Source organism: Actinopolymorpha sp. B11F2, assembly GCF_040195635.1.
GTDB lineage: Bacteria > Actinomycetota > Actinomycetes > Propionibacteriales > Actinopolymorphaceae > Thermasporomyces.
Window position 1 is genome coordinate 46519 of the sequence record NZ_JBEFTX010000001.1, and the last position, 19426, is coordinate 65944.

Sequence of the window (19426 nt, forward strand, 5' to 3'; positions counted from 1 at the left end):
CGACACCTGCAGGAGCGCTGCTCGACCTCGCCGAACGTGCACGATGAAGGCGAACCTACCCAGGTCAGACCTACTCAGCAAACAGGGGTCGCCGCTACGCGCTAGGAGACCTCCAGGTTGCACCGCTGCTTCGCGTCGAAGGACACGGCGTTCACGGCTTCCTCGGCCGCCTGGCGGTTCTGCTCCAACTGCGCCTTGTCGGCGTTGCCCGGATCGACCACGGCGGCACGGGTCGCCTTCATCGTGGTCGAGAGGGTGATCCAGTGCTCCTTGATCTCGTCCGGTGCGGCGTCGGCGGCCTTGTCCAGTTGCTTCGACAACGCGGCGAAACCCTTGGCGTCGGAGGGGTCGGCGCTCGCGAGATCCACGCCTTCGGTGAGGACGTCACAGTAGGCGGCATCCTGTCCGCCGCATGCGACGAGCGCACCCAATGCCAGGCCGAGTGCACACATGACCGCTGCCGAACGTCGCACCGACATCTCCTCTCATACCGGACAACAGTGCGCATATGACGTCGCGGTGGCGGAGGATGGTTCCAAGATCCTGGTGGGGAGTACGCCGTTGTGGCGAACGGCTCAGCCCGGCGAGGTACGCCCGTACGCGACGAACGGCGGGTTGTCGAAGCCCGGTTTGCCGTACTGGAGCGGCGGACCGGCCGCGGTCCGTACCGTGCCGCCCGCCGCCCGGACCACGGCATGGCCGGCGGCGATGTCCCATTCCATCGTCCGGCCGAACCGCGGATAGACGTCCGCGGCGCCTTCGGCGATGCGGCAGAACTTCAGCGAACTCCCTGCCTGGACGAACGACGCGACCCGAAGGTCGGCCAGCCACTTCTCGGTGTCCGGATCCAGGTGGCTGCGGCTCACGAGGGCTCGGAAGCCCTCGGGGGGTGCGGGTACGACCTCGAGCGGCCGGGTGCCATCGGCGTCGGTCCGCTCGGCCAGTCCGGGCGCTCCGACATAGGTGAGCCCGATCGCCGGCGCGTGGACGACACCGAGCACTGGCACGCCGTCCTCGACGAGGGCGATGTTGACGGTGAACTCACCGTTGCCGGACAGGAACTCCTTCGTACCGTCGAGGGGGTCGACCAACCAGAACGCCTTCCCCAGCTCGGCAGGGATCCGTCCGGCAGCGACGCTCTCCTCCGCGACGACGGGGATGTCTGGCGCCAGCTCGGCGAGCCCGGCCAGGATCACCGCCTCCGCGCGGACGTCGGCCTCCGTGACCGGCGTCCGGTCAGCCTTCTCCCGCGTGCCTGGGTCGTCGGCGGCGTAGACCTCGAGGATGACCTCGCCGGCCTTCAGGGCGAGCTTGCGGACGGGGTCGACCAGTGCGGCGGTGGCGGCAGACATGCCGCCCATGGTGTCAGAACGCCTTCTGCGGGACGGCGTGGCCATGCGTGCGGCGGCGTGGCCATGCGTGCGGCGGCGTGGCCATGCGTGCGGCGGCGGGGCGTGCGTGCGCACGGCCGTGGGCGTCAGGTGAGGACGGCGGCAAGCTCTTCCGCGGTGCGGGCGGCCGCTTCGCGGAGGCCCTGCATGGTCGGCCCCGCCTGGAGGAGTCCACGGGAGGTGGCCGGAAGGACGTGGGGCAGGCCCGCCCCGAAGATCCGTTTCAGGTCCGCGGCGGTTCCGCCCTGAGCGCCGAAGCCCGGCGCGAGGATGGGCCCGTTGAGTCGGGCGAAGTCCTCCCCGGTCTCCCCCACGGTGGCGCCGACGACGGCCCCGACGGAGCCCAGCGGGACGGCTCCGGCGTTCGCGGCCGCGATCCGGTCGAGGAGGCTCCCTGCGACCGTGCGTCCGTCCGGCTGCCGGGCCGCCTGGACCTCGGGGCCCTCGGGGTTGGACGTGAGCGCGAGGACGAAGACACCGCAACCGAAGCGGTCGGCACTGTCGAAGAACGGCCGCAGGGAGCCGTAACCCAGGTAAGGGTGTGCGGTCACGGCGTCGACGAAGAGCGGGGACGACGGTTCGAGATAGGCGTCGGCGTACGCCCGGACGGTGGAGCCGATGTCACCGCGTTTGCCGTCCAACAACACGATCGCGCCAGCCTCGCGCGAGAGGGCGATCACCTGCTCCAGGACGGCGATCCCGCGGCTGCCGTGACGTTCGAAGAACGCGGACTGCGGCTTGACCACCGACACCTGGGGCGCCAGGGCTTCCGTGGCGGTCAGGGCGAAGCGTTCGAGACCGCTCGGGTCGTCAGACAGATCCCAGGCGGCCAGCAGCGACGGGTGCGGGTCGATGCCCGCGCACAAGGGTCCGCGCGCGTCCATGGCGGCACGCAGCCTGGTCCCGAACGGAGTCACATCCGATCCCACCGGGCGGTCCTCCTCGAGGAGCTGTCGACTCACTGGTCCTCCCGTAGTGCTCGTGCCCAGTCCTGCAACGACCGCACCCCGATCTCGCCGGCTCGCAGCGCCTCGATCCCCTGCACCGCCGCGGCGAGACCCTGCACCGTGGTGATGCAGGCGATGCTGCCCATGATGGCGGCGGTCCGGATCTCGTAGCCGTCGATGCGCGGACTACCGCCGGACGTCGTGCCGCGCGGGGTGTTGACGATGAGGTCGACCTCGCCGTCGATGATGCGCTGGACGATGGTCGGCTCGCCCGCCGGGCCCGGTCCCTGCGTCGCCTTGCGGACGACGGTGGCGACGACGCCGTTGCGGCGCAGGACGGCCGCGGTTCCTTCGGTCGCGAGGATCTCGAAGCCGAGGTCCGCGAGGCGCTTGACCGGGAAGATCATGTGCCGCTTGTCGCGGTTGGCCACGGAGACGAAGACCCGCCCCTTGGTGGGGAGCGCACCGCCGTAGGCGCCGGCCTGAGACTTCGCGAAGGCGACGCCGAAGCCGGCGTCGATGCCCATGACCTCGCCCGTGGAACGCATCTCGGGGCCGAGCAGGGTGTCGACGGTGCGACCGTCGGGGGTACGGAACCGGTTGAACGGCATGACCGCTTCCTTGACCGCGATGGGGGCGGTGGGTGGGAGGTGGCCGCCGTCGCCGGTCGCGGGGAGCAGACCTTCGGCCCGGAGGTCCGCGATGGTCGCGCCGAGCATGACCCGGGCCGCCGCCTTGGCCAGCGGGGTCGCGGTGGCCTTCGAGACGAACGGGACCGTGCGCGAGGCCCGCGGGTTCGCTTCGAGGACGTAGAGCACGTCGCCCGCCAGTGCGTACTGCACGTTGAGCAGGCCTCGGACACCGACACCGTGCGCGATTCCCTCGGTCGAGACACGGATCCGGTCGATCTCCTCCCGGCCGAGGGTGATCGGTGGCAGGGCGCAAGCCGAATCGCCAGAGTGGATGCCGGCCTCCTCGATGTGCTCCATCACGCCGCCGAGGAACAGCTCCTCGCCGTCGTAGAGCGCATCCACGTCGATCTCGACCGCGTCGTCGAGGAACCGGTCGACCAGGACCGGATGCTCCGGCGAGATCGCGGTCGCCCGGGCGATGTAGGACTCCAGCGCCTTGTCGTCGTAGACGATCTCCATGCCGCGCCCGCCCAGGACGTACGAAGGACGCACGAGCACGGGGAACCCGATCTCGTCGGCGATCGCCTTCGCCTCCGCGAACGACGTCGCCGTGCCGTGCTTCGGCGCGGGCAGTCCGGCGTCGGCGAGGACGCGTCCGAACGCTCCGCGTTCCTCGGCGAGGTGGATCGCCTCCGGCGTGGTACCGACGATCCGGACGCCCTCGTCCTCGAGTCCCTGGGCGAGGCCGAGCGGCGTCTGGCCGCCGAGCTGGCAGACGACACCGGCGACGGGGCCGGCCTGCTGTTCGGCGTGCACGACCTCGAGGACGTCCTCCAGCGTGAGCGGTTCGAAGTAGAGCCGGTCGCTCGTGTCGTAGTCGGTGGAGACGGTCTCCGGGTTGCAGTTGACCATCACCGTCTCGTAACCCGCACCGTCGTTGTCGGGACAGTCGGCGAGGGCGAGTGCGGCGTGGACGCAGGAGTAGTCGAACTCGATGCCCTGGCCGATCCGGTTGGGACCCGAACCGAGGATGATGACGGCCGGCTTGTCGCGGCCCGCGACCTCGCTCTCCTCGTCGTAGCTCGAGTAGTGGTACGGCGTCTTCGCCGCGAACTCCGCCGCGCAGGTGTCGACGGTCTTGAAGACCGGCCGGATGCCAAGGGCCCACCGCACGCCGCGTACGACGTCCTCCCGCATCCCCCGGATGGCGCCGATCTGCGCGTCGGCGAACCCGTGCCTCTTGGCCCGGCGCACCAGGTCGGGTGCGAGCTGAGGCGCCTCGGCGAGGTCGGTCGCGATCTCGTCCAGCAGGACCAACTGGTCGAGGAACCACGGGTCGATCCCGCTCGCGGCGTACAGCTCCTCGACGGTCGCGCCCGCCCGGATGGCTTCCACCACGACGCCGAGCCGCCCGTCGTGGGGTGTACGAATGAGCGCGAGCAACTCGTCCTTGTCGCGAGGTGCACCCACCCAGGACAGGATGGCGGCGCGCTTCTCGATCGAACGCAGCGCCTTCTGCAGCGCCTCGGTGAAGTTCCGCCCGATCGCCATCGCCTCACCCACGCTCTTCATGTGCGTGGTGAGCGTAGGGTCGGCGTGCGGGAACTTCTCGAACGCGAACCGCGGCACCTTCACCACCACGTAGTCGAGCGTCGGCTCGAAACTCGCCGGGGTTCCGTAGTCGCCTGCCGAGGTGATGTCGTTGGGGATCTCGTCGAGGGTGTAACCCAGCGCCACCTTCGCGGCGATCTTGGCGATCGGGAAGCCGGTCGCCTTCGAGGCCAGGGCACTCGACCGCGACACCCGCGGGTTCATCTCGATGACGATCATCCGGCCGTCGCGTGGGTCGACCGCGAACTGGATGTTGCAGCCACCGGTGTCGACCCCGACCGCGCGGATGACCCCGATCGCGATGTCGCGCATGTGTTGGTACTCGCGGTCGGTCAGCGTCATCGCCGGCGCGACCGTCACCGAGTCGCCGGTGTGCACCCCCATCGGGTCGACGTTCTCGATCGAGCAGACGATGACCACGTTGTCCGCCCGGTCGCGCATGACCTCGAGCTCGTACTCCTTCCAGCCGAGGATCGACTCCTCCAGCAGCACCTCGGTGGTCGGACTCGCCGCGAGGCCCGCGCCCGCGATCCGGTGCAGGTCGTCGGCGTCGTAGGCCATGCCAGAGCCTGCCCCGCCCATCGTGAACGACGGACGGACGACCACCGGATAGCGCAGCTCCTCCGCCGCGGCGAGGCACTCCGCGAGGGTGTGACAGATCCGGCTCTGCGCCACCTCGGCGCCGAGTTCCTCGACGATCCGTTTGAACGACTCGCGGTTCTCACCCCGCTGGATCGCCTCGATCGACGCACCGATCAGCTCCACGCCGTACTTCGCGAGGACGCCGGACTCGTGCAGCGCGACCGCGGCGTTGAGGGCCGTCTGGCCGCCGAGGGTCGCGAGCAGCGCGTCCGGGCGTTCGGCCGCGATGACCTTCTCGACGTACTCCGGGGTGATGGGCTCGACGTAGGTCGCGTCCGCGAACTCCGGGTCGGTCATGATCGTCGCCGGGTTGGAGTTGACCAGTACCACGCGCAGGCCCTCGTCGCGCAGCACCCGACACGCCTGGGTCCCGGAGTAGTCGAACTCGCAGGCCTGGCCGATCACGATCGGGCCGGAGCCGATGACGAGAACCGAGGAGATGTCCGTACGCCTGGGCATCAGCGGGTACTCCCTCGGGTTGCCATGAGATCGGTGAAGCGATCGAAGAGGTACGCGGCGTCGTGCGGGCCGGCCGCCGCCTCGGGGTGGTACTGCACCGAGAACGCCGTCAACGCGTCCTTGCCGTCGCGGAGCTCCAGACCCTCCACGACCCGGTCGTTCAGGCACACGTGGCTGACCGTCGCGGTGCCGTAGGCCGTCTCCGTGGGACGGTCGGCCGGCGCGTCCACGGCGAAGCCGTGGTTGTGGGCCGTCACCTCCACCTTGCCGGTCGTCCGGTCCTGCACGGGCTGGTTGATGCCGCGGTGGCCGAACGGGAGTTTGTACGTACCGAAGCCGAGGGCCCGGCCGAAGACCTGGTTGCCCAGGCAGATGCCGAAGAACGGCCTGCCCGCCGCCAGGACTCCTCGGAGGACTCCCACGGCGTGCTCCAGCGGCTCCGGGTCACCGGGTCCGTTGGACATGAAGACCCCGTCGGGCTCGACCGCGAGCACGTCGTCGAGCGTGGAGGTCGACGGCAGGACGTGTACCTCGATGCCTCGCTCGGCCATCCGGTGCGGTGTCATCGCCTTGATACCGAGGTCGACCGCGGCGACCGTGAACCTCTTCCCGCCCTGCGCGGGGACGACATAGGGCTCGGGTGTCGTCACCTCGTCGACCAGGGCCGCGCCCTTCATGGTGGGCGCGCCGAGCACCCGCGCCAGCAACGCCCGCGGATCGCCCTCGACACTGGAGATGCCGACCCGCATCGCACCCCGCTCGCGCAGATGCCGGGTGAGCGCGCGGGTGTCGACACCCGCGATCCCGACCACACCGTCGGCGGCCAGCGCGTCGGCGAGGCTCCCCCGCGACCGCCAGCTGGACGGCACCCGCGCGGGGTCGCGCACGACGTAGCCCGCCACCCAGATCCGGCGGGACTCGGGGTCGTCGTCGTTGACCCCGGTGTTGCCGATGTGAGGGGCGGTCTGGATCACGACCTGCCGGTGGTACGACGGGTCGGTCAGCGTCTCCTGGTAGCCCGTCATGCCCGTGGCGAAGACCGCCTCGCCGAAGGTCTCTCCCTCCGCGCCGTAGGCATGACCGCGAAAGACCCGGCCGTCCTCCAGGACGAGCAGCGCCGGCGGCCCGGTGGTCCTGGACTGCCTGCCGCCCTCGCCCGCGTACGCCGTCACTGGGGCTTCCCGTCAAGCACCGTCGGCCGTCCCCGCAGGAACGTCGCCACAACCTGGCCCGGCAGCGTCGTTCCGGCGTAGGGGGTGTTCCGTGACCTGCTCACCAGGTCGGCCGGCTCGACCACCCAGGGCGCGGCCGGATCGTAGAGCGTCAGGTTGGCCGGCGCCCCGACCTCGAGCGGCTGGCCCTGTCCACCGAGGCGACCGATCCGCGCCGGTTGGTAGGCCATCCGGTCGGCGACCCCCGACCAGTCGAGCAGCCCGGTGTCGACCATCGCCTGCTGGACCACGCTGAGCGCCGTCTCCAGCCCGACCATCCCCATCGCCGCGGCGGCCCACTCGCACTCCTTGTCCTCGACCGGATGTGGCGCGTGGTCGGTTGCCACGCAGTCGATCGTGCCGTCGGCCAGGGCGGCGCGAAGCGCCTCCACGTCCGACGCCGAACGCAGCGGCGGATTGACCTTGTAGATCGGGTCGTAGCTCGCCACCAGGTCCTCGGTGAGCAACAGGTGGTGCGGTGTCACCTCCGCCGTCACCGGGTAACCGCGGCTCTTTGCCCAGCGCACGATCTCCACCGATCCGGCGGTCGACAGGTGGCAGACGTGCACCCGGGAGCCGACGTGCGCGGCCAGCAGGACATCGCGGGCGATGATCGCCTCCTCCGCCACCGCCGGCCAGCCCGGCAGGCCGAGAGTGCCGGAGAGCGCACCTTCGTTCATCTGGGCGCCCTCGGTCAGCCGGGGTTCCTGCGCGTGCTGGGCGATCACGCCGTCGAACGCCTTGACGTACTCGAGCGCCCGGCGCATCAGTACCGCGTCGGACACGCAGTCTCCGTCGTCGGAGAAGACCCGCACCCTGGCCGCTGACTCCGCCATCGCCCCCAGCTCGGCGAGTTGCCGGCCCGCTCGACCGACCGTGACGGCACCGATGGGTTGGACGTCGCAGTGCCCGGCGTCCTGACCCAGCCGGTAGACCTGCTCGACGACCCCCGCCGTGTCGGCCGCCGGATCGGTGTTGGGCATCGCGAACACGGCGGTGTAGCCGCCCCTCGCGGCGGCGACGGTGCCGGACTCGACCGTCTCGGCGTCCTCCCGGCCGGGCTCACGCAGGTGCGTGTGAAGGTCGACCAGACCTGGCAGCACGACGAGACCGGTGACGTCGACCGTGCCGGCGCGCGGCCCGGACAGGTTCTGCCCGATCTCGGCGATCACGCCGTCCTTGAGGACCAGATCGGTGGGATCGCCGCCGTACGGGCGTCCGCCGCGAAGAACGTAGGACTTCCTGCTGTGCCTACTGATTCGCTCGCTCATGCCGTTCCCCTTTCGCATGACCGCTGCGGTGCCTCACTCCGGCACACCTCGTACCTCGGCGTCCCTCCGTGGGGGCTCCTCGCGCTCATGCTTGCTCTCGCCTTCGTTGCTCGGGCACGGTCTCGTCCGTGGCCGGAACCCCACCGGCCAGCAGCAGGTAGAGCACCGCCATCCGCACCGCGACGCCGTTGGTGACCTGCTCCACGATCACCGACCGGGAAGAGTCGGCCACGTCGGCCGAGATCTCCATGCCACGGTTCATCGGACCCGGATGCATGACGAGGGCGTGCTCCGGCAGCGCGGCCATCCGTGCGGCGTCCAGCCCGTAGCGGCGGCTGTACTCGCGTGCGTTCGGGAAGAACGCCGGACTTCGGGGTCCCGGGTCGCTCCCGGGGGGATGCGGCATGCGTTCGCGCTGGACCCGCAGCATCATCACGACGTCGGTCTTCGGGAGCAGGGAGTCCAGGTCGTACGACGTCGCGCATGCCCAGCTCTCCACCCCCACCGGGAGCAGAGTCGGCGGCGCGACGAGCGTGACATCGGCGCCCAGGGTGGCGAGCAGTAGGACGTTGGAGCGCGCCACCCGGCTGTGCAGGACGTCGCCGACGATCGCGACCCGACGCCCGTCCAGGGCGCCCAGGTGGCGGCGCATCGTGAACGCGTCGAGGAGCGCCTGCGTCGGGTGCTCATGCGTACCGTCCCCGGCGTTGACCACGCTGCTGCGGATCCATCCGGATGACGCGAGCCGGTGTGGTGCCCCACTTGCCCAGTGCCGGACGACGACGGCATCGGCGCCCATGGCCTCGAGAGTGAGCGCGGTGTCCTTGAGGCTCTCGCCCTTCTCCACACTCGATCCCTTGGCGGAGAAGTTGATCACGTCCGCGGACAGGCGTTTGGCGGCCGCCTCGAACGAGATCCTCGTGCGGGTCGAGTCCTCGAAGAACAGATTGACGACCGTACGCCCGCGCAGGGTCGGCAGCTTCTTGATCGGCCGGTCGGCGAGCTCGCGCAGCTTCTCTGCCGTGTCGAGCACCAGCAGGGCTTCATCCCGGTCGAGATCGCCTGCGGAGAGCAGATGCTTCACGGTGTCGCCTCCCCCGCGGTCGGGTCCTTCGCGATCACGACGGCCTCACGACCATCGGACTCCCGCAGGAGCACCGTCACGCGTTCCTGGGCAGCGGTCGGGAGGTTCTTGCCCACGAAGTCGGCCCGGACCGGCAACTCGCGGTGCCCCCGGTCGACGAGAACGGCGAGCTGGACCGCCCGGGGACGGCCGATGTCGTCCAGGGCGGTGAGTGCGGCGCGGATCGTCCGGCCCGAGAAGAGGACGTCATCGACCAGGACCACCACGCGGCCGTCGATGCCGCCGTCAGGGATCTCGGTGTAGCCGAGGGCGCGGGTGGGGCGCATCCGGAGATCGTCGCGGTACATCGTGACGTCGAGGGCGCCGATCCCGCCGAAGGAGCCCTCCACCGCGGCGATCCGCTCACCGATCCGGCGGGCCAGCTCGACCCCGCGGCTTGGAATGCCGAGCAGGACGACCTCGCGGGCGCCCTTGTTGCGTTCGAGGATCTCGTGGGCGACGCGGGTGAGCGCGCGGGAGATGTCGGCCTCGTCGAGGACCTCGCGCGCCGTGCCGTCACGGGCGTTGACCGGGGCACGGGACGCGGCGGCGGTCCTGTGCTGCGGATCATGGGCAGCAGGCACCTGCCGAACCTCCTTCCCCGCCTCTCTGGACGGGTCGTTAAAGGATGTCGGACAACGCTTGAGACGGTAGCAGCCAGCCGGCCGAAGTCGGGTACCGCCGGCGTGTCGCCAGGCGCGTGAAGATCGTCAGAACGGTCCAGTTCCGTCGCGTCGGCTTGACGTGGAGGTCGCTCCGGGTTACCGTCACGCTCCGTGACCATCTTGGACGCGGCGTCTCCGTGTCCCTCGAAGATCAAGGATGAGTGAGCACGGATGCCGAGCGACTACGCCAGGTCCCTGGGTGCGAAACTCCGCGCCATCAGGCAGCAGCAGGGGCTCTCCCTCCACGGGGTCGAGCAGAAGTCCAAGGGCCGCTGGAAGGCGGTCGTGGTCGGCTCGTACGAACGCGGAGACCGGGCAGTGACCGTCCAGAAGCTGTCCGAGCTAGCGGAGTTCTACGGCGTACCGATCACCGAGCTGCTCCCCGGCGTCGGTCCGATCGGCGCCGCCGCCGAGCCGCCGCCGCGGCTCGTCCTCGACCTCGAACGCCTCGGCCAGCTCGAAGGAGTCGAGGTCGCCCCGCTCGCCCGTTATGCCGCGACCATCCAGGCACAGCGCGGCGACTACAACGGGAAGGTGCTCTCGATCCGCCAGGAGGACATGCGCACCCTGGCCGTGATCTACGACGAGCGGCCCAGCATCCTCGCAGACCGGCTGGTCGCGTGGGGTGTGTTGAACGCCGAAGCGGCCGAGGCCGTCTCCGACGACGAGAGCTGAGCGAGGGCCGCGCCGCGCACTCTGCTCCCTCTTGCGGCGCCCCTTGGCCCGTCCAGGAAAGTGCGTCGGCGGAGCGATCAACACAGCCGCCCTGCCACGGGTTCGTGGCGGGGCGGCTGTCCCATCGTCAGGTCAGCAGGGTCGGCTTGAGCTCGAGCAGCCGCGCCAGGAGCCCGTTGACGAACGCTGGAGCCTCCTCGCCGGACAGCTCCCGCGCCATGCGTACGGCCTCGCTGATCGCCACCGGGTCAGGCACGTCGTCGGCGTAGAGAAGCTCGTAGGCCCCGAGCCGGAGGATGTTGCGGTCGACGGGCGCCATCCGCGCGAGGCTCCACCCCTTGGCGTGCTCGCCCAGGAGCTCGTCCAGGCGTTCGGCGTGTGTCTCCACCCCTTCGACGAGCCGGACGGTGTAGTCCGAAATGGGCGGATCGGCGGCCTCACGCCGATCCGCAAGGGTGCTGAGCCGTGACCGGTCGCGCAGCTCGGCCTCGTAGAGGACCTCGAGCGCCCGCTGCCGCGCCTTCGTCCGCGCCGGCACCGGACTACACCCTCCCGAGGTAGTCGCCTGAGCGGGTGTCGACCTTGACCTTCTCGCCAGTGGTGATGAACAGCGGCACCTGGATCTCGTACCCCGTCTCCAGTCGGGCCGGCTTGGTACCGCCGCTGGACCGATCGCCCTGCAGCCCCGGCTCGGTGTACTCGATCGCCAGCTCCACCGAGGCGGGAAGGTCGATGTAGAGCGGCGTCCCCTCGTGCACCGCCACGGTCGCCGACTGGTTCTCGAGCAGGAAGTGCGACGCCTCGCCCACGACGTCGGGCGAGAGCGGCAGCTGGTCATAGGTCGTCGAGTCCATGAAGACGTAGGACTCCCCGTCGTTGTAGAGGTAGGTCATCTCGCGCCGGTCGACGGTGGCGACCTCGACCTTCACGTCTGCGTTGAACGTCTTGTCGACGACCTTGCCGGAGAGCACGCTCTTGAGCTTCGTCCGGACCACAGCGCCGCCTTTGCCCGGCTTGTGGTGCTGGAACCACAGGACGCTCCAGAGCTGCCCGTCGAGGTTGAGAACCATGCCGTTCTTGAGGTCGTTCGTGGTGGCCACTGCAGTCTCGCCTCTCAGCTCCTGGTTGGTGCGTGTCGGTCCGGCGGGTCTGCCGGGCACGCGCTCATCGACTCCCGCGTCCGGCTCAGTCGAGGACGAGCAGGTCTCTGGTGGTCGGGGTGAGCAGCTCCGGTCGGCCACCGCGCACGATCACGGTGTCCTCGATGCGGACGCCGCCGCGGTCCGGAAGATAGATCCCGGGTTCGACGGTGACGGGAGCGCGACCGCCGAGTTTACCCTCCGCAGTCCTGGCGAAGAACGGGTCCTCGTGGATCTGAAGCCCCACTCCGTGGCCCAGACCATGGGTGAACCGCTCGCCATAGCCTGCCTCGGCCACCACGTCTCGGGCGGCGGCGTCGACGTCGGCGAGCTTGGCCCCCGGCGCGACCGCGTGCCGGGCGGCGCGTTGTGCGGTGCGTACGACGTCGTAGATCTCCCGCTGCCATTCGACGGGCTCGCCGCCCACCACGAACGTGCGCGTGCAGTCGGCGTGGTATCCGGCGTGTCTGGCGCCGAAGTCGATGGTGAGGAAGTCGCCGCGCTCCAGCTCGCGATCCGTGGGCTGATGGTGCGGGATGGCTGCGTGCGGGCCGGATGCGACGATCGTGGCGAATGCGAGGCCTTCGGCGCCTTCGGCGTACATCCGGTATTCGAGGTCCCGCGCGATGGCACGCTCGGTCCGTCCCAGCAACGTGGTGCCGAGCAGTCCCTCCAAGGCCCGGCACGACATCGCACAGGCGGTACGAATGTGGTCCAGCTCGGTATCGTCCTTCTCGATCCGCAAGCCCTCGACGGCCCGCGCCAGCGTCGGCGTCTCGAGCCCGGCGTGGTCGCTGTGGATCGCGGCCAGAGCGTCGACGGTCAACGCATGTGTCTCCACGCCCAGCCGGGTGACGGGTATCTCCACAGCGTGCTGGACCAGGACAGGCAGCAGGCGCCGGTCGACCACGATGTCGACGTCAGGGCACTCCGCCGCCGCCTGGTCGCCGTAACGGCCGTCCGTCGCGAGGACGCACGTGCCGTCCACCGCCACCAGAAGGGCAGCGTTGGAGCCGGTGAAACCGGACAGGTAACGGACGTTGACCAGGGCGCTCACCAACGCGGCCGGAACGTCCGTGCCGGCCAGGACGCTGCGAAGCCGCTCTCGCCGGGCGGCATGGATGTCGGGCACGACATCCAGCCAAGCGCGGGAGTGAGGTCCCCGCAAGTCGAAACGTCAGCGAGGTGTTCCGGGCAGGTTCGCCAGGGCGCGGAGCGCGAGCCGGTAGGAGTCGAACCCGAACCCCGCGATGGTGCCGGTCGCGACCCCTGAGACGACGCTCGTGTGCCGGAACTCCTCGCGGCGCCCGGGGTTCGTGAGGTGCACCTCGATGAGCGGCGCCGTGAGCTGTGCACACGCGTCGCGGACGGCGTAGGAGTAGTGCGTGAAGGCCGCGGGGTTGAGGACGACCGGTGTGGAGGCGTCGGCCGCCTCGTGCAGCCAGCGGATCAGCTCGGCCTCGCTGTCGGTCTGGCGTACGTCGACGTCGAGGCCGAGTTCCGCTCCGGTCTTGCCGCACTCGGCGGCCAGGTCGGAGTAGGACAGCGAGCCGTAGACGTCCGGTTCCCTGGAACCGAGGCGGGCGAGGTTGGGGCCGTTCAGGACGAGTACGCGCACGTGCTCAGCCTAGTGTCCGCCCCGGTGATCATGATCGGCTCGCAGAGGCAGGCGCGGCCGGCCTGACCCGGTTTTCGCCGGAGTGCTCGCCGGAAATGCTCCATTGGCACCAGCCGGACATGGCGCCTACCGGTCGCCGTGGCGACTCCCGGCGTCACGGCGGCTAGCATCCTCTCGTGAACGATCTGCTGCTCATCCTTCTCGTCGGGGCGGTGATCGTCGTCGTCTTGTTCGTCCTCCGCTCGAGAGACGCGAAGCAGCCGAGCGTCGAGGAGCAGCAGAAACCAGGGCCGACCAAGCTTTTGTCGCAGCCGATCGACCCCATGGTGCTCTCCGTCGTGGTCGGCCTGCTCGGTCGGAGCAGGAAGGTCCAGGCGGTGAAGGAGCTCATGCGGGCCACCGGCCTGGGCCTCGCCGACGCGCGGGCCCTTGTCGATGCCATCCAGACCGGCCACCGCCCGCCGGCGACCGTGATCACGGGTGAGGCAGTGGACATCAGCCCTCGCGCCGACGACGGGATGCCGGCGGCCCCCGGAGAGCGTGGACTCGCCGAACGCGCCCGCAGCCTGCGCGCCGCCGGGCGGGAGGTCGAGGCGATCCGGCTGGTCTGCGACGAGACCGGCATGGACATCCCGGACGCCCAGAAGTTCGTCCGCTCCCTCTGAGTGGCTCTTTGCCCGACCTGACTCCCGGTTGCCTCGGCCCGATGCCGGGCAGGTAGCCCAGGGGAACCATCCGGACCGGCCACCCATTCCGACCCCTCCACGCGACGCTGCGCGAACGCCGGCCGGGAAGGAGGAGGTTCGATGGCGATCTGCGAGGTATGCGGGAACGACTACTGGATGGCCTTCGAGGTACGCACCACCGCCGGCAAGGCGCACACCTTCGACTCGTTCGAGTGCGCCATCCATCGACTGGCACCGGTCTGTGAGCAGTGCGGGTGCCGCATCGTCGGGCACGGCGTCGAGGTCGCCGGACAGTTCTTCTGCGGCGCCCACTGTGCCCGCGTGTCGGGCATCGAGCACGGCGACGAGGTCAGGGACACCGCGGGAGCACGCCCGTCCTAGCACTGTGGGCGCTGCGCGGATCCGGCGCGGCCTGGCTCTGGGGCCGGTCCACCCGGAGTCACGTGACTTGGGAGTCACGTGACTTCGGAGTGGTCGCCCGAGAGCCAGGTCATCCGGTCAGTGCGTCGTAGGCCTCTCGGAGCATGGTGACATCGGGGCCTTCGAGGATGCCCGGCTTGGCCAGTCCGTCCAGGACGACGAACCGCAGCGTGTCTCCCCTGGCCTTCTTGTCGACCCGCATGCCGGCGAGAAGCGTCGGCCACTGGTGGGGACGGTAGGACGTGGGGAGGTCGAGGCTGTCCAGGATCTCCCGGTGCCGCTGCGCTGTCCCGGCATCCAACCGGCCGGCCAACCTGGCCAGTTCCGCGACGTACACCAGCCCGACCGAGACCGCCTGCCCGTGCCGCCACTGGTAGCCCTCGGCACGTTCCAGGGCGTGGCCGAACGTGTGACCGTAGTTGAGCACCTCGCGGCCGAGCCCTCCGCCGCTGGTGGCGGCCGTCTCGGTGAGGTCGTCTGCCACGACCGCGGCCTTCACCCGGACCGAACGCTCGACGAGGTCCTGGGTGACCGGGCCGTCCGGACGTAGGGCGGCAGCCGGATCGCGTTCGATGAGGTCGAGGATCACCGGGTCGGCGATGAAGCCGCACTTGACGACCTCGGCGAGGCCGCTGGCATAGTCGTCGGCAGGGAGGGTACGCAGGGTGGCCAGATCGCAGAGCACCCCGGCGGGTTCGTGGAAGGCGCCGACCAGGTTCTTGCCCTCAGGGGTGTTGATCCCGGTCTTGCCGCCCAGTGCGGCGTCGACCATCCCCGCCAGTGTGGTCGGGACCTGGACGACGCGGACACCGCGCAGCCAGGTAGCCGCGACAAAACCCGCGAGATCGGTCGTCGCACCACCACCCACCCCCACCACCACGTCTGAGCGGGTGAAGCCCCAGCGCCCGAGTGAGGACCAGCAGGTGGCGGCGACCTGCGCCGTCTTGGCCTGCTCGGCGTCGGGTACGTCGAGCAGGTGCACGACGTACCCGTGTCCGGCGAGGTCGTGCCAGATCGCTTCGGCGACGTCGATGAGCGCGGCCTGGTGGACGAGGGCGACCCGGCGGGTCTCCGGCCCGAGCAGGCCGGACAGTTCCTCGAGGACTCCCGTGCCGACGACCACGTCGTAGGGCTTCGCCGTCTCGACCCGCACCCGCGTCGGCTCGGGTGCGTTCCGGCCCGACTTTTCCGCCCCCGCGTCGGTCATGACAGGAACCTCACGATCTCGTCGGCGATGTCGTCGGGCTCGCGCCCGTCGGTGCTGACGGCCACGGTGGCCACCTCGGCGTACAGCGGGCGCCTCGCGTCGAGAAGCTGCTTCAGCTGTCCCCGGACGTTGCCCAGCAGCAGCGGTCGGGAGGTGGCCAACCCGACCCGGCGAACCGCGTGGGTCAGCGACACGTCGAGGAAGACGACCCGCTGGGAGCACAGGTCCTTGCGGGTGCGGTCGTCGAGGACGGCGCCGCCGCCGAGCGCGAGGACGCCCCCGTGCTCGGCGAGAGCCGTCTTGACCGCGGTCCGCTCGAGCGCCCGGAACGCCGGCTCGCCCTGCTCGACGAAGATGTCGGAGATCGCGGTGCCGGCCTTCGCCTCCACGTCGGCGTCGGTGTCGCGGAACCCCACCTCAAGGCGCGCGGCGACGAGCTCTCCGATGGTGGTCTTGCCTGATCCTGGCGGGCCGATCAGGACGACCTTCGGCGCCATCACCGGATCTTCAGCTGGTCGAGGTACGCCCGGGCGTTGCGGCGGGTCTCGGTCACCGAGTCGCCGCCGAACTTCTCCAGCGCCGCGTCGGCGAGCACGAGCGCCACCATCGCCTCGGCCACGATCCCGGCGGCGGGGACGGCACAGACGTCCGATCGCTGGTGGTTCGCGCGGGCCTCCTCGCCGGTCGCGACGTCGACCGTCCGCAGCGCCCGCGGCACGGTCGAGATCGGCTTCATCGCCGCGCGGACGCGCAGGGTCTCTCCGGTGCTCATACCGCCTTCTGTTCCGCCTGAACGGCCGGAGGTCCGCCTGATCCCGTCCGGCGTGGCGGTGATCTCGTCCTGTGCCGCCGATCCGCGGCTCCGGGCGAGTTCGAACCCGTCGCCGACCTCGACGCCCTTGATCGCCTGGATGCCCATGAGGGCGGCCGCGAGCCGCGCGTCGAGGCGGCGGTCCCAGTGGACGTGGCTGCCGAGCCCGGGCGGGAGCCCCCAGGCGACGACCTCGACGACGCCGCCGAGCGTGTCGCCCTCCTTGTGGGCGTTGTCGACCTCGGCCACCATCGCGGCACTGGTCTCGGGGTCGAGGCAGCGCACCGGGTCGGCGTCGATCCGCTCCCGGTCCGCGGCGGTGGTAGGTACGCTGCCGGGCTTCGCGCGGACGGTGCCCAGCTCGACGACATGGCTCACGAGGGTGATGTCGTAGGCCTGGTCGAGGAAGGCGGTCGCGACCGAGCCCAACGCGACGCGGGCCGCGGTCTCGCGGGCACTCGCGCGTTCGAGCACCGGGCGGGCCTCGTCGAATCCGTACTTCTGCATCCCCACCAGGTCGGCGTGCCCAGGTCGTGGGCGGGTGAGCGGTGCGTTCCGGGCGAGACCCTCGAGGATCTCCGGGTCGACCGGATCGGCCGCCATCACCTGCTCCCACTTGGGCCACTCGGTGTTGCCGACGCGGATCGCGACCGGGCTGCCGAGGGTGCTGCCGTGGCGGAGGCCGCCGACGAACTCCAGGTCGTCGCGTTCGAACGACATCCGCGCGCCGCGACCGTAGCCGAGCCTGCGCCGGGCGAGGGCGTTGGCAACGTCGTCGGAGGTCACGCGGACGCCAGCGGGCAGTCCTTCGAGGATCGCAACCAGGGCGGGGCCGTGGGACTCGCCCGCGGTGAGCCAGCGAAGCATGACAGAAGTCTGTCACGGGGGGTGAGCGCGGCCCGCTCGGGTCGGCCCGCCCCGCCGTTCGTGGCCGAGATCCCCGGCGGCTGCGCGCCCGCTATCGGATTCCGTACCAATGGATCAGATCGTCCCCGTACGCGACCGCCGCGACGAAACCGAGGATCAGGAACGGTCCGAACGGGATCGCGGACTTGAGCGTGCCCCGCCGGGAAGCGATCAGCCCGAGGCTGACGAGCCCGCCGAACACGAAGGCGGCGAACGTGCCCAGCAGGACGTACGCAGGGCCGAACCAGCCCAGGCACAGGCCGAGAACGCCACCCAGCTTGGCGTCGCCCAGCCCGATGCCCGACGGCATGAGGACCACGAAGAGCGCCAGGAACCCCCACAAGGCGGCTCCACCGACCGCCGCCCACGCAAGGCTCCCCCAGCGGCCCGAGAAGACAGCGGCCAGGACGAGCAGGGCACCGACGACGGCGTACGACGGCAGGACGACCGCGTTGGGCAGCAGCCGCACCCGCAGGTCGACGTACCCGAGGAGGACCCCGGTGACGACGACGTAGAGCACGGCGGGCAGCACCGGGTCGGCTCCCACCTTCCAGGCCATGAAACCCCAGCCCACGGTCAGTGCCAGCCCGCACACGACGGGGAGTGGGGGCCAGCGCGCCAGGTCGGCGTACGGCGTCTTGGTCTCGCCGTCGGCGAGGAGCGGCTCCGGCAGCCTGGCCAGCCACCGTGGGACGACCATGCCGGCCACTCCCCCGAGCACGGCGCAGGCCACGACCAGGGCCACGGAGAACGTCACGGGTCGCGAGCTTAGATGACGATGGGCCCGCTGATCTCAGCCCTGGGTGGGTGCCGCTTCGGCGGGTTCGGGTGCCGGCTCCGAGGGCCGGGTGACACGGGTCCTGCGACGGGTGACACGTGCCGCGATCGGGTCGGTGAACCGGGCGGTCAGCGGCCCGAGGATGACGAGGATCAGGACGTACGCCGTCGCCAGCGGACCGATGCGGGGCTCGACCGCGACGGCGAGTCCGGCGATGACGATCGAGAACTCCCCGCGTGCCACCAGCGTCCCACCCACCCGCCACCGCCCAGCCGGTCGAATGTCCGCCCGCCGTGCCGCGTACCATCCGGTGGCGATCTTGGTCGCGGTGGTCACCACGGCGAGGATCAGGGCGGGAATCAGCACCGCCGGGATGGCGGCCGGGTCGGTGTTGAGACCGAAGAACACGAAGAACACCGCCGCGAACAGGTCGCGCAACGGGGTGAGGAGGTTCCGGGCCCCTTCTGCGACCTCGCCAGAGAGGGCGATGCCGACGAGGAACGCTCCGACGGCGGCGGAGACCTGGAGTTCCTGGGCGACGCCGGCGACGAGCAGGGTCAGGCCGAGGACCACCAGGAGCAGCATCTCGGGGTTCTCCGACGACACCGCCCGGCTGATGATCCGGCCGTGCCGCAGCGCGAGGTAGAGCACGATGCCGACCGTGCCGAGGGAGATGAGGAGCGTGAGACTGGCGCCGGACAGCGTCAGTCCGGCCAGGATGGCGCTGAGAATCGGCAGGTAGACGGCCATCGCGAGGTCCTCGATGACCAGCACCCCGAGGATGACCGGTGTCTCGCGGTTACCGAGCCGGCCGAGGTCGCCGAGGACCTTCGCGATCACGCCGGACGACGAGATCCAGGTGACACCGGCGAGGACGACGGCAGCGACTGGTCCCCAGCCGAGAAGCAGGCCGGCGACGGCTCCGGGCAGGGCGTTGAGGACGAAGTCGACGATCCCGGACGGGTACTGGGTCTTGAGGTTGGTGACCAACTCGGACGCGGTGTACTCCAGCCCGAGGAGAAGGAGCAGCAGGATCACGCCGATCTCGGCGCCGGTCGCGACGAACTCCTCGCTGGCGGCCAACGGGAGGAGCCCGCCGTGGCCGAAGGCGAGTCCGGCGAGCAGGTAGAGCGGGATGGGAGAGAACCCGATGCGTTCGGCGAATCGGCCGATGATGCCGAGGGCGAGGATGATGGCGCCGAGTTCGATGAGCAGCGCGGTGGTGGCATGCACG

Annotated in this window: 20 protein-coding genes; 3 read left to right on the forward strand and 17 right to left on the reverse strand. The window is 70.4% G+C overall.

The features are described from left to right. Window positions 1-101 precede the first annotated feature (101 nt). From ABN034_RS00240 to pyrR, 8 genes are all read right to left on the reverse strand, one after another. Entirely contained in the window at window positions 102-473 is a 372-nt protein-coding gene (locus ABN034_RS00240; protein WP_349688935.1) for a hypothetical protein, read from the reverse strand. A 102-nt stretch (window positions 474-575) separates the two neighbouring features. Then, complete coding sequence (gene cysQ / locus ABN034_RS00245; protein ID WP_349688936.1) at window positions 576-1352, reverse strand: 3'(2'),5'-bisphosphate nucleotidase CysQ; 777 nt, start codon at window positions 1350-1352, stop codon at window positions 576-578. A gap of 125 nt (window positions 1353-1477) precedes the next feature. Then, window positions 1478-2353, reverse strand: a complete 876-nt coding sequence (gene pyrF / locus ABN034_RS00250; RefSeq protein ID WP_349688937.1) for an orotidine-5'-phosphate decarboxylase — start codon at window positions 2351-2353, stop codon at window positions 1478-1480. Then, window positions 2350-5682: a carbamoyl-phosphate synthase large subunit gene (gene carB, locus ABN034_RS00255; RefSeq protein WP_349688938.1), complete on the reverse strand. Its 3333-nt coding sequence runs from the start codon at window positions 5680-5682 to the stop codon at window positions 2350-2352. Before carB ends, pyrF begins: the two co-directional genes overlap by 4 nt. Further along, window positions 5682-6854, reverse strand: coding sequence for a glutamine-hydrolyzing carbamoyl-phosphate synthase small subunit (gene carA / locus ABN034_RS00260; RefSeq protein ID WP_349688939.1), 1173 nt, complete (start codon window positions 6852-6854; stop codon window positions 5682-5684). The genes carB and carA overlap by 1 nt, the downstream gene beginning before the upstream one ends. Further along, window positions 6851-8164, reverse strand: coding sequence for a dihydroorotase (locus ABN034_RS00265; RefSeq protein ID WP_349688940.1), 1314 nt, complete (start codon window positions 8162-8164; stop codon window positions 6851-6853). The genes carA and ABN034_RS00265 overlap by 4 nt, the downstream gene beginning before the upstream one ends. 85 nt (window positions 8165-8249) lie before the next feature. Then, window positions 8250-9248 (reverse strand): aspartate carbamoyltransferase catalytic subunit, encoded by a 999-nt coding sequence (locus tag ABN034_RS00270; protein ID WP_349688941.1) that lies wholly within the window; start codon window positions 9246-9248, stop codon window positions 8250-8252. Next, the gene (gene pyrR, locus ABN034_RS00275) at window positions 9245-9871 is read right to left on the reverse strand and encodes a bifunctional pyr operon transcriptional regulator/uracil phosphoribosyltransferase PyrR (RefSeq protein ID WP_349688942.1); all 627 of its coding nucleotides are present in this window, start codon (window positions 9869-9871) and stop codon (window positions 9245-9247) included. The genes ABN034_RS00270 and pyrR overlap by 4 nt, the downstream gene beginning before the upstream one ends. Window positions 9872-10123: 252 nt before the next feature. Here pyrR and bldD point away from each other — a divergent pair, with 252 nt between their 5' ends. Continuing rightward, complete coding sequence (gene bldD / locus ABN034_RS00280; RefSeq protein WP_349331560.1) at window positions 10124-10627, forward strand: transcriptional regulator BldD; 504 nt, start codon at window positions 10124-10126, stop codon at window positions 10625-10627. Between the two features lie 127 nt (window positions 10628-10754). Here the strand turns inward: bldD and nusB are convergent, their stop codons facing one another. From nusB to aroQ, 4 genes are all read right to left on the reverse strand, one after another. Further along, on the reverse strand, window positions 10755-11165 hold the full coding sequence (gene nusB / locus ABN034_RS00285; protein WP_349688943.1) for a transcription antitermination factor NusB: 411 nt from the start codon (window positions 11163-11165) through the stop codon (window positions 10755-10757). 4 nt (window positions 11166-11169) lie between these two features. Then, window positions 11170-11727: an elongation factor P gene (efp, locus tag ABN034_RS00290; protein WP_349331558.1), complete on the reverse strand. Its 558-nt coding sequence runs from the start codon at window positions 11725-11727 to the stop codon at window positions 11170-11172. 85 nt (window positions 11728-11812) lie between these two features. Beyond that, window positions 11813-12898: a M24 family metallopeptidase gene (locus tag ABN034_RS00295; RefSeq protein WP_349688944.1), complete on the reverse strand. Its 1086-nt coding sequence runs from the start codon at window positions 12896-12898 to the stop codon at window positions 11813-11815. A 45-nt stretch (window positions 12899-12943) separates the two neighbouring features. After that, a complete protein-coding gene (gene aroQ / locus ABN034_RS00300; RefSeq protein ID WP_349688945.1) occupies window positions 12944-13384 on the reverse strand; it encodes a type II 3-dehydroquinate dehydratase in 441 nt (146 codons plus the stop codon). A 176-nt stretch (window positions 13385-13560) separates the two neighbouring features. Between aroQ and ABN034_RS00305 the strand changes: the two genes are divergently transcribed. Together ABN034_RS00305 and ABN034_RS00310 are read left to right on the forward strand one after the other, a co-directional pair. Then, window positions 13561-14049, forward strand: a complete 489-nt coding sequence (locus ABN034_RS00305; RefSeq protein ID WP_349688946.1) for a hypothetical protein — start codon at window positions 13561-13563, stop codon at window positions 14047-14049. Between the two features lie 141 nt (window positions 14050-14190). Continuing rightward, entirely contained in the window at window positions 14191-14451 is a 261-nt protein-coding gene (locus tag ABN034_RS00310) for a metallothionein (RefSeq protein WP_349331554.1), read from the forward strand. Window positions 14452-14560: 109 nt separating this feature from the next. On the opposite strand, the gene aroB is transcribed toward ABN034_RS00310, so the two are convergent. The 5 genes from aroB to ABN034_RS00335 all read right to left on the reverse strand — a co-directional run bounded on the left by aroB (window position 14561) and on the right by ABN034_RS00335 (window position 19425). Beyond that, window positions 14561-15697, reverse strand: coding sequence for a 3-dehydroquinate synthase (aroB, locus tag ABN034_RS00315; RefSeq protein WP_349688947.1), 1137 nt, complete (start codon window positions 15695-15697; stop codon window positions 14561-14563). Continuing rightward, window positions 15694-16194, reverse strand: a complete 501-nt coding sequence (locus tag ABN034_RS00320; protein ID WP_349688948.1) for a shikimate kinase — start codon at window positions 16192-16194, stop codon at window positions 15694-15696. The genes aroB and ABN034_RS00320 overlap by 4 nt, the downstream gene beginning before the upstream one ends. Further along, window positions 16194-17375: a chorismate synthase gene (gene aroC, locus ABN034_RS00325; RefSeq protein ID WP_349688949.1), complete on the reverse strand. Its 1182-nt coding sequence runs from the start codon at window positions 17373-17375 to the stop codon at window positions 16194-16196. The genes ABN034_RS00320 and aroC overlap by 1 nt, the downstream gene beginning before the upstream one ends. Window positions 17376-17466: 91 nt before the next feature. After that, entirely contained in the window at window positions 17467-18171 is a 705-nt protein-coding gene (locus ABN034_RS00330; protein ID WP_349688950.1) for a prepilin peptidase, read from the reverse strand. Between the two features lie 36 nt (window positions 18172-18207). After that, window positions 18208-19425, reverse strand: coding sequence for a cation:proton antiporter (locus ABN034_RS00335; protein WP_349688951.1), 1218 nt, complete (start codon window positions 19423-19425; stop codon window positions 18208-18210). Window position 19426 lies beyond the last annotated feature (1 nt).

Bases quoted from the DNA above. Each gene is read 5' to 3' on its own strand.
- cysQ (WP_349688936.1), bottom strand. From the start codon at position 1,352: ATGTCTGCCGCCACCGCCGCACTGGTCGACCCCGTCCGCAAGCTCGCC.
- carB (WP_349688938.1), bottom strand. From the start codon at position 5,682: ATGCCCAGGCGTACGGACATCTCCTCGGTTCTCGTCATCGGCTCCGGC.
- ABN034_RS00265 (WP_349688940.1), bottom strand. From the start codon at position 8,164: ATGAGCGAGCGAATCAGTAGGCACAGCAGGAAGTCCTACGTTCTTCGC.
- bldD (WP_349331560.1), top strand. From the start codon at position 10,124: ATGCCGAGCGACTACGCCAGGTCCCTGGGTGCGAAACTCCGCGCCATC.
- ABN034_RS00310 (WP_349331554.1), top strand. From the start codon at position 14,191: ATGGCGATCTGCGAGGTATGCGGGAACGACTACTGGATGGCCTTCGAG.
- aroB (WP_349688947.1), bottom strand. From the start codon at position 15,697: ATGACCGACGCGGGGGCGGAAAAGTCGGGCCGGAACGCACCCGAGCCG.
- ABN034_RS00320 (WP_349688948.1), bottom strand. From the start codon at position 16,194: ATGGCGCCGAAGGTCGTCCTGATCGGCCCGCCAGGATCAGGCAAGACC.
- aroC (WP_349688949.1), bottom strand. From the start codon at position 17,375: ATGCTTCGCTGGCTCACCGCGGGCGAGTCCCACGGCCCCGCCCTGGTT.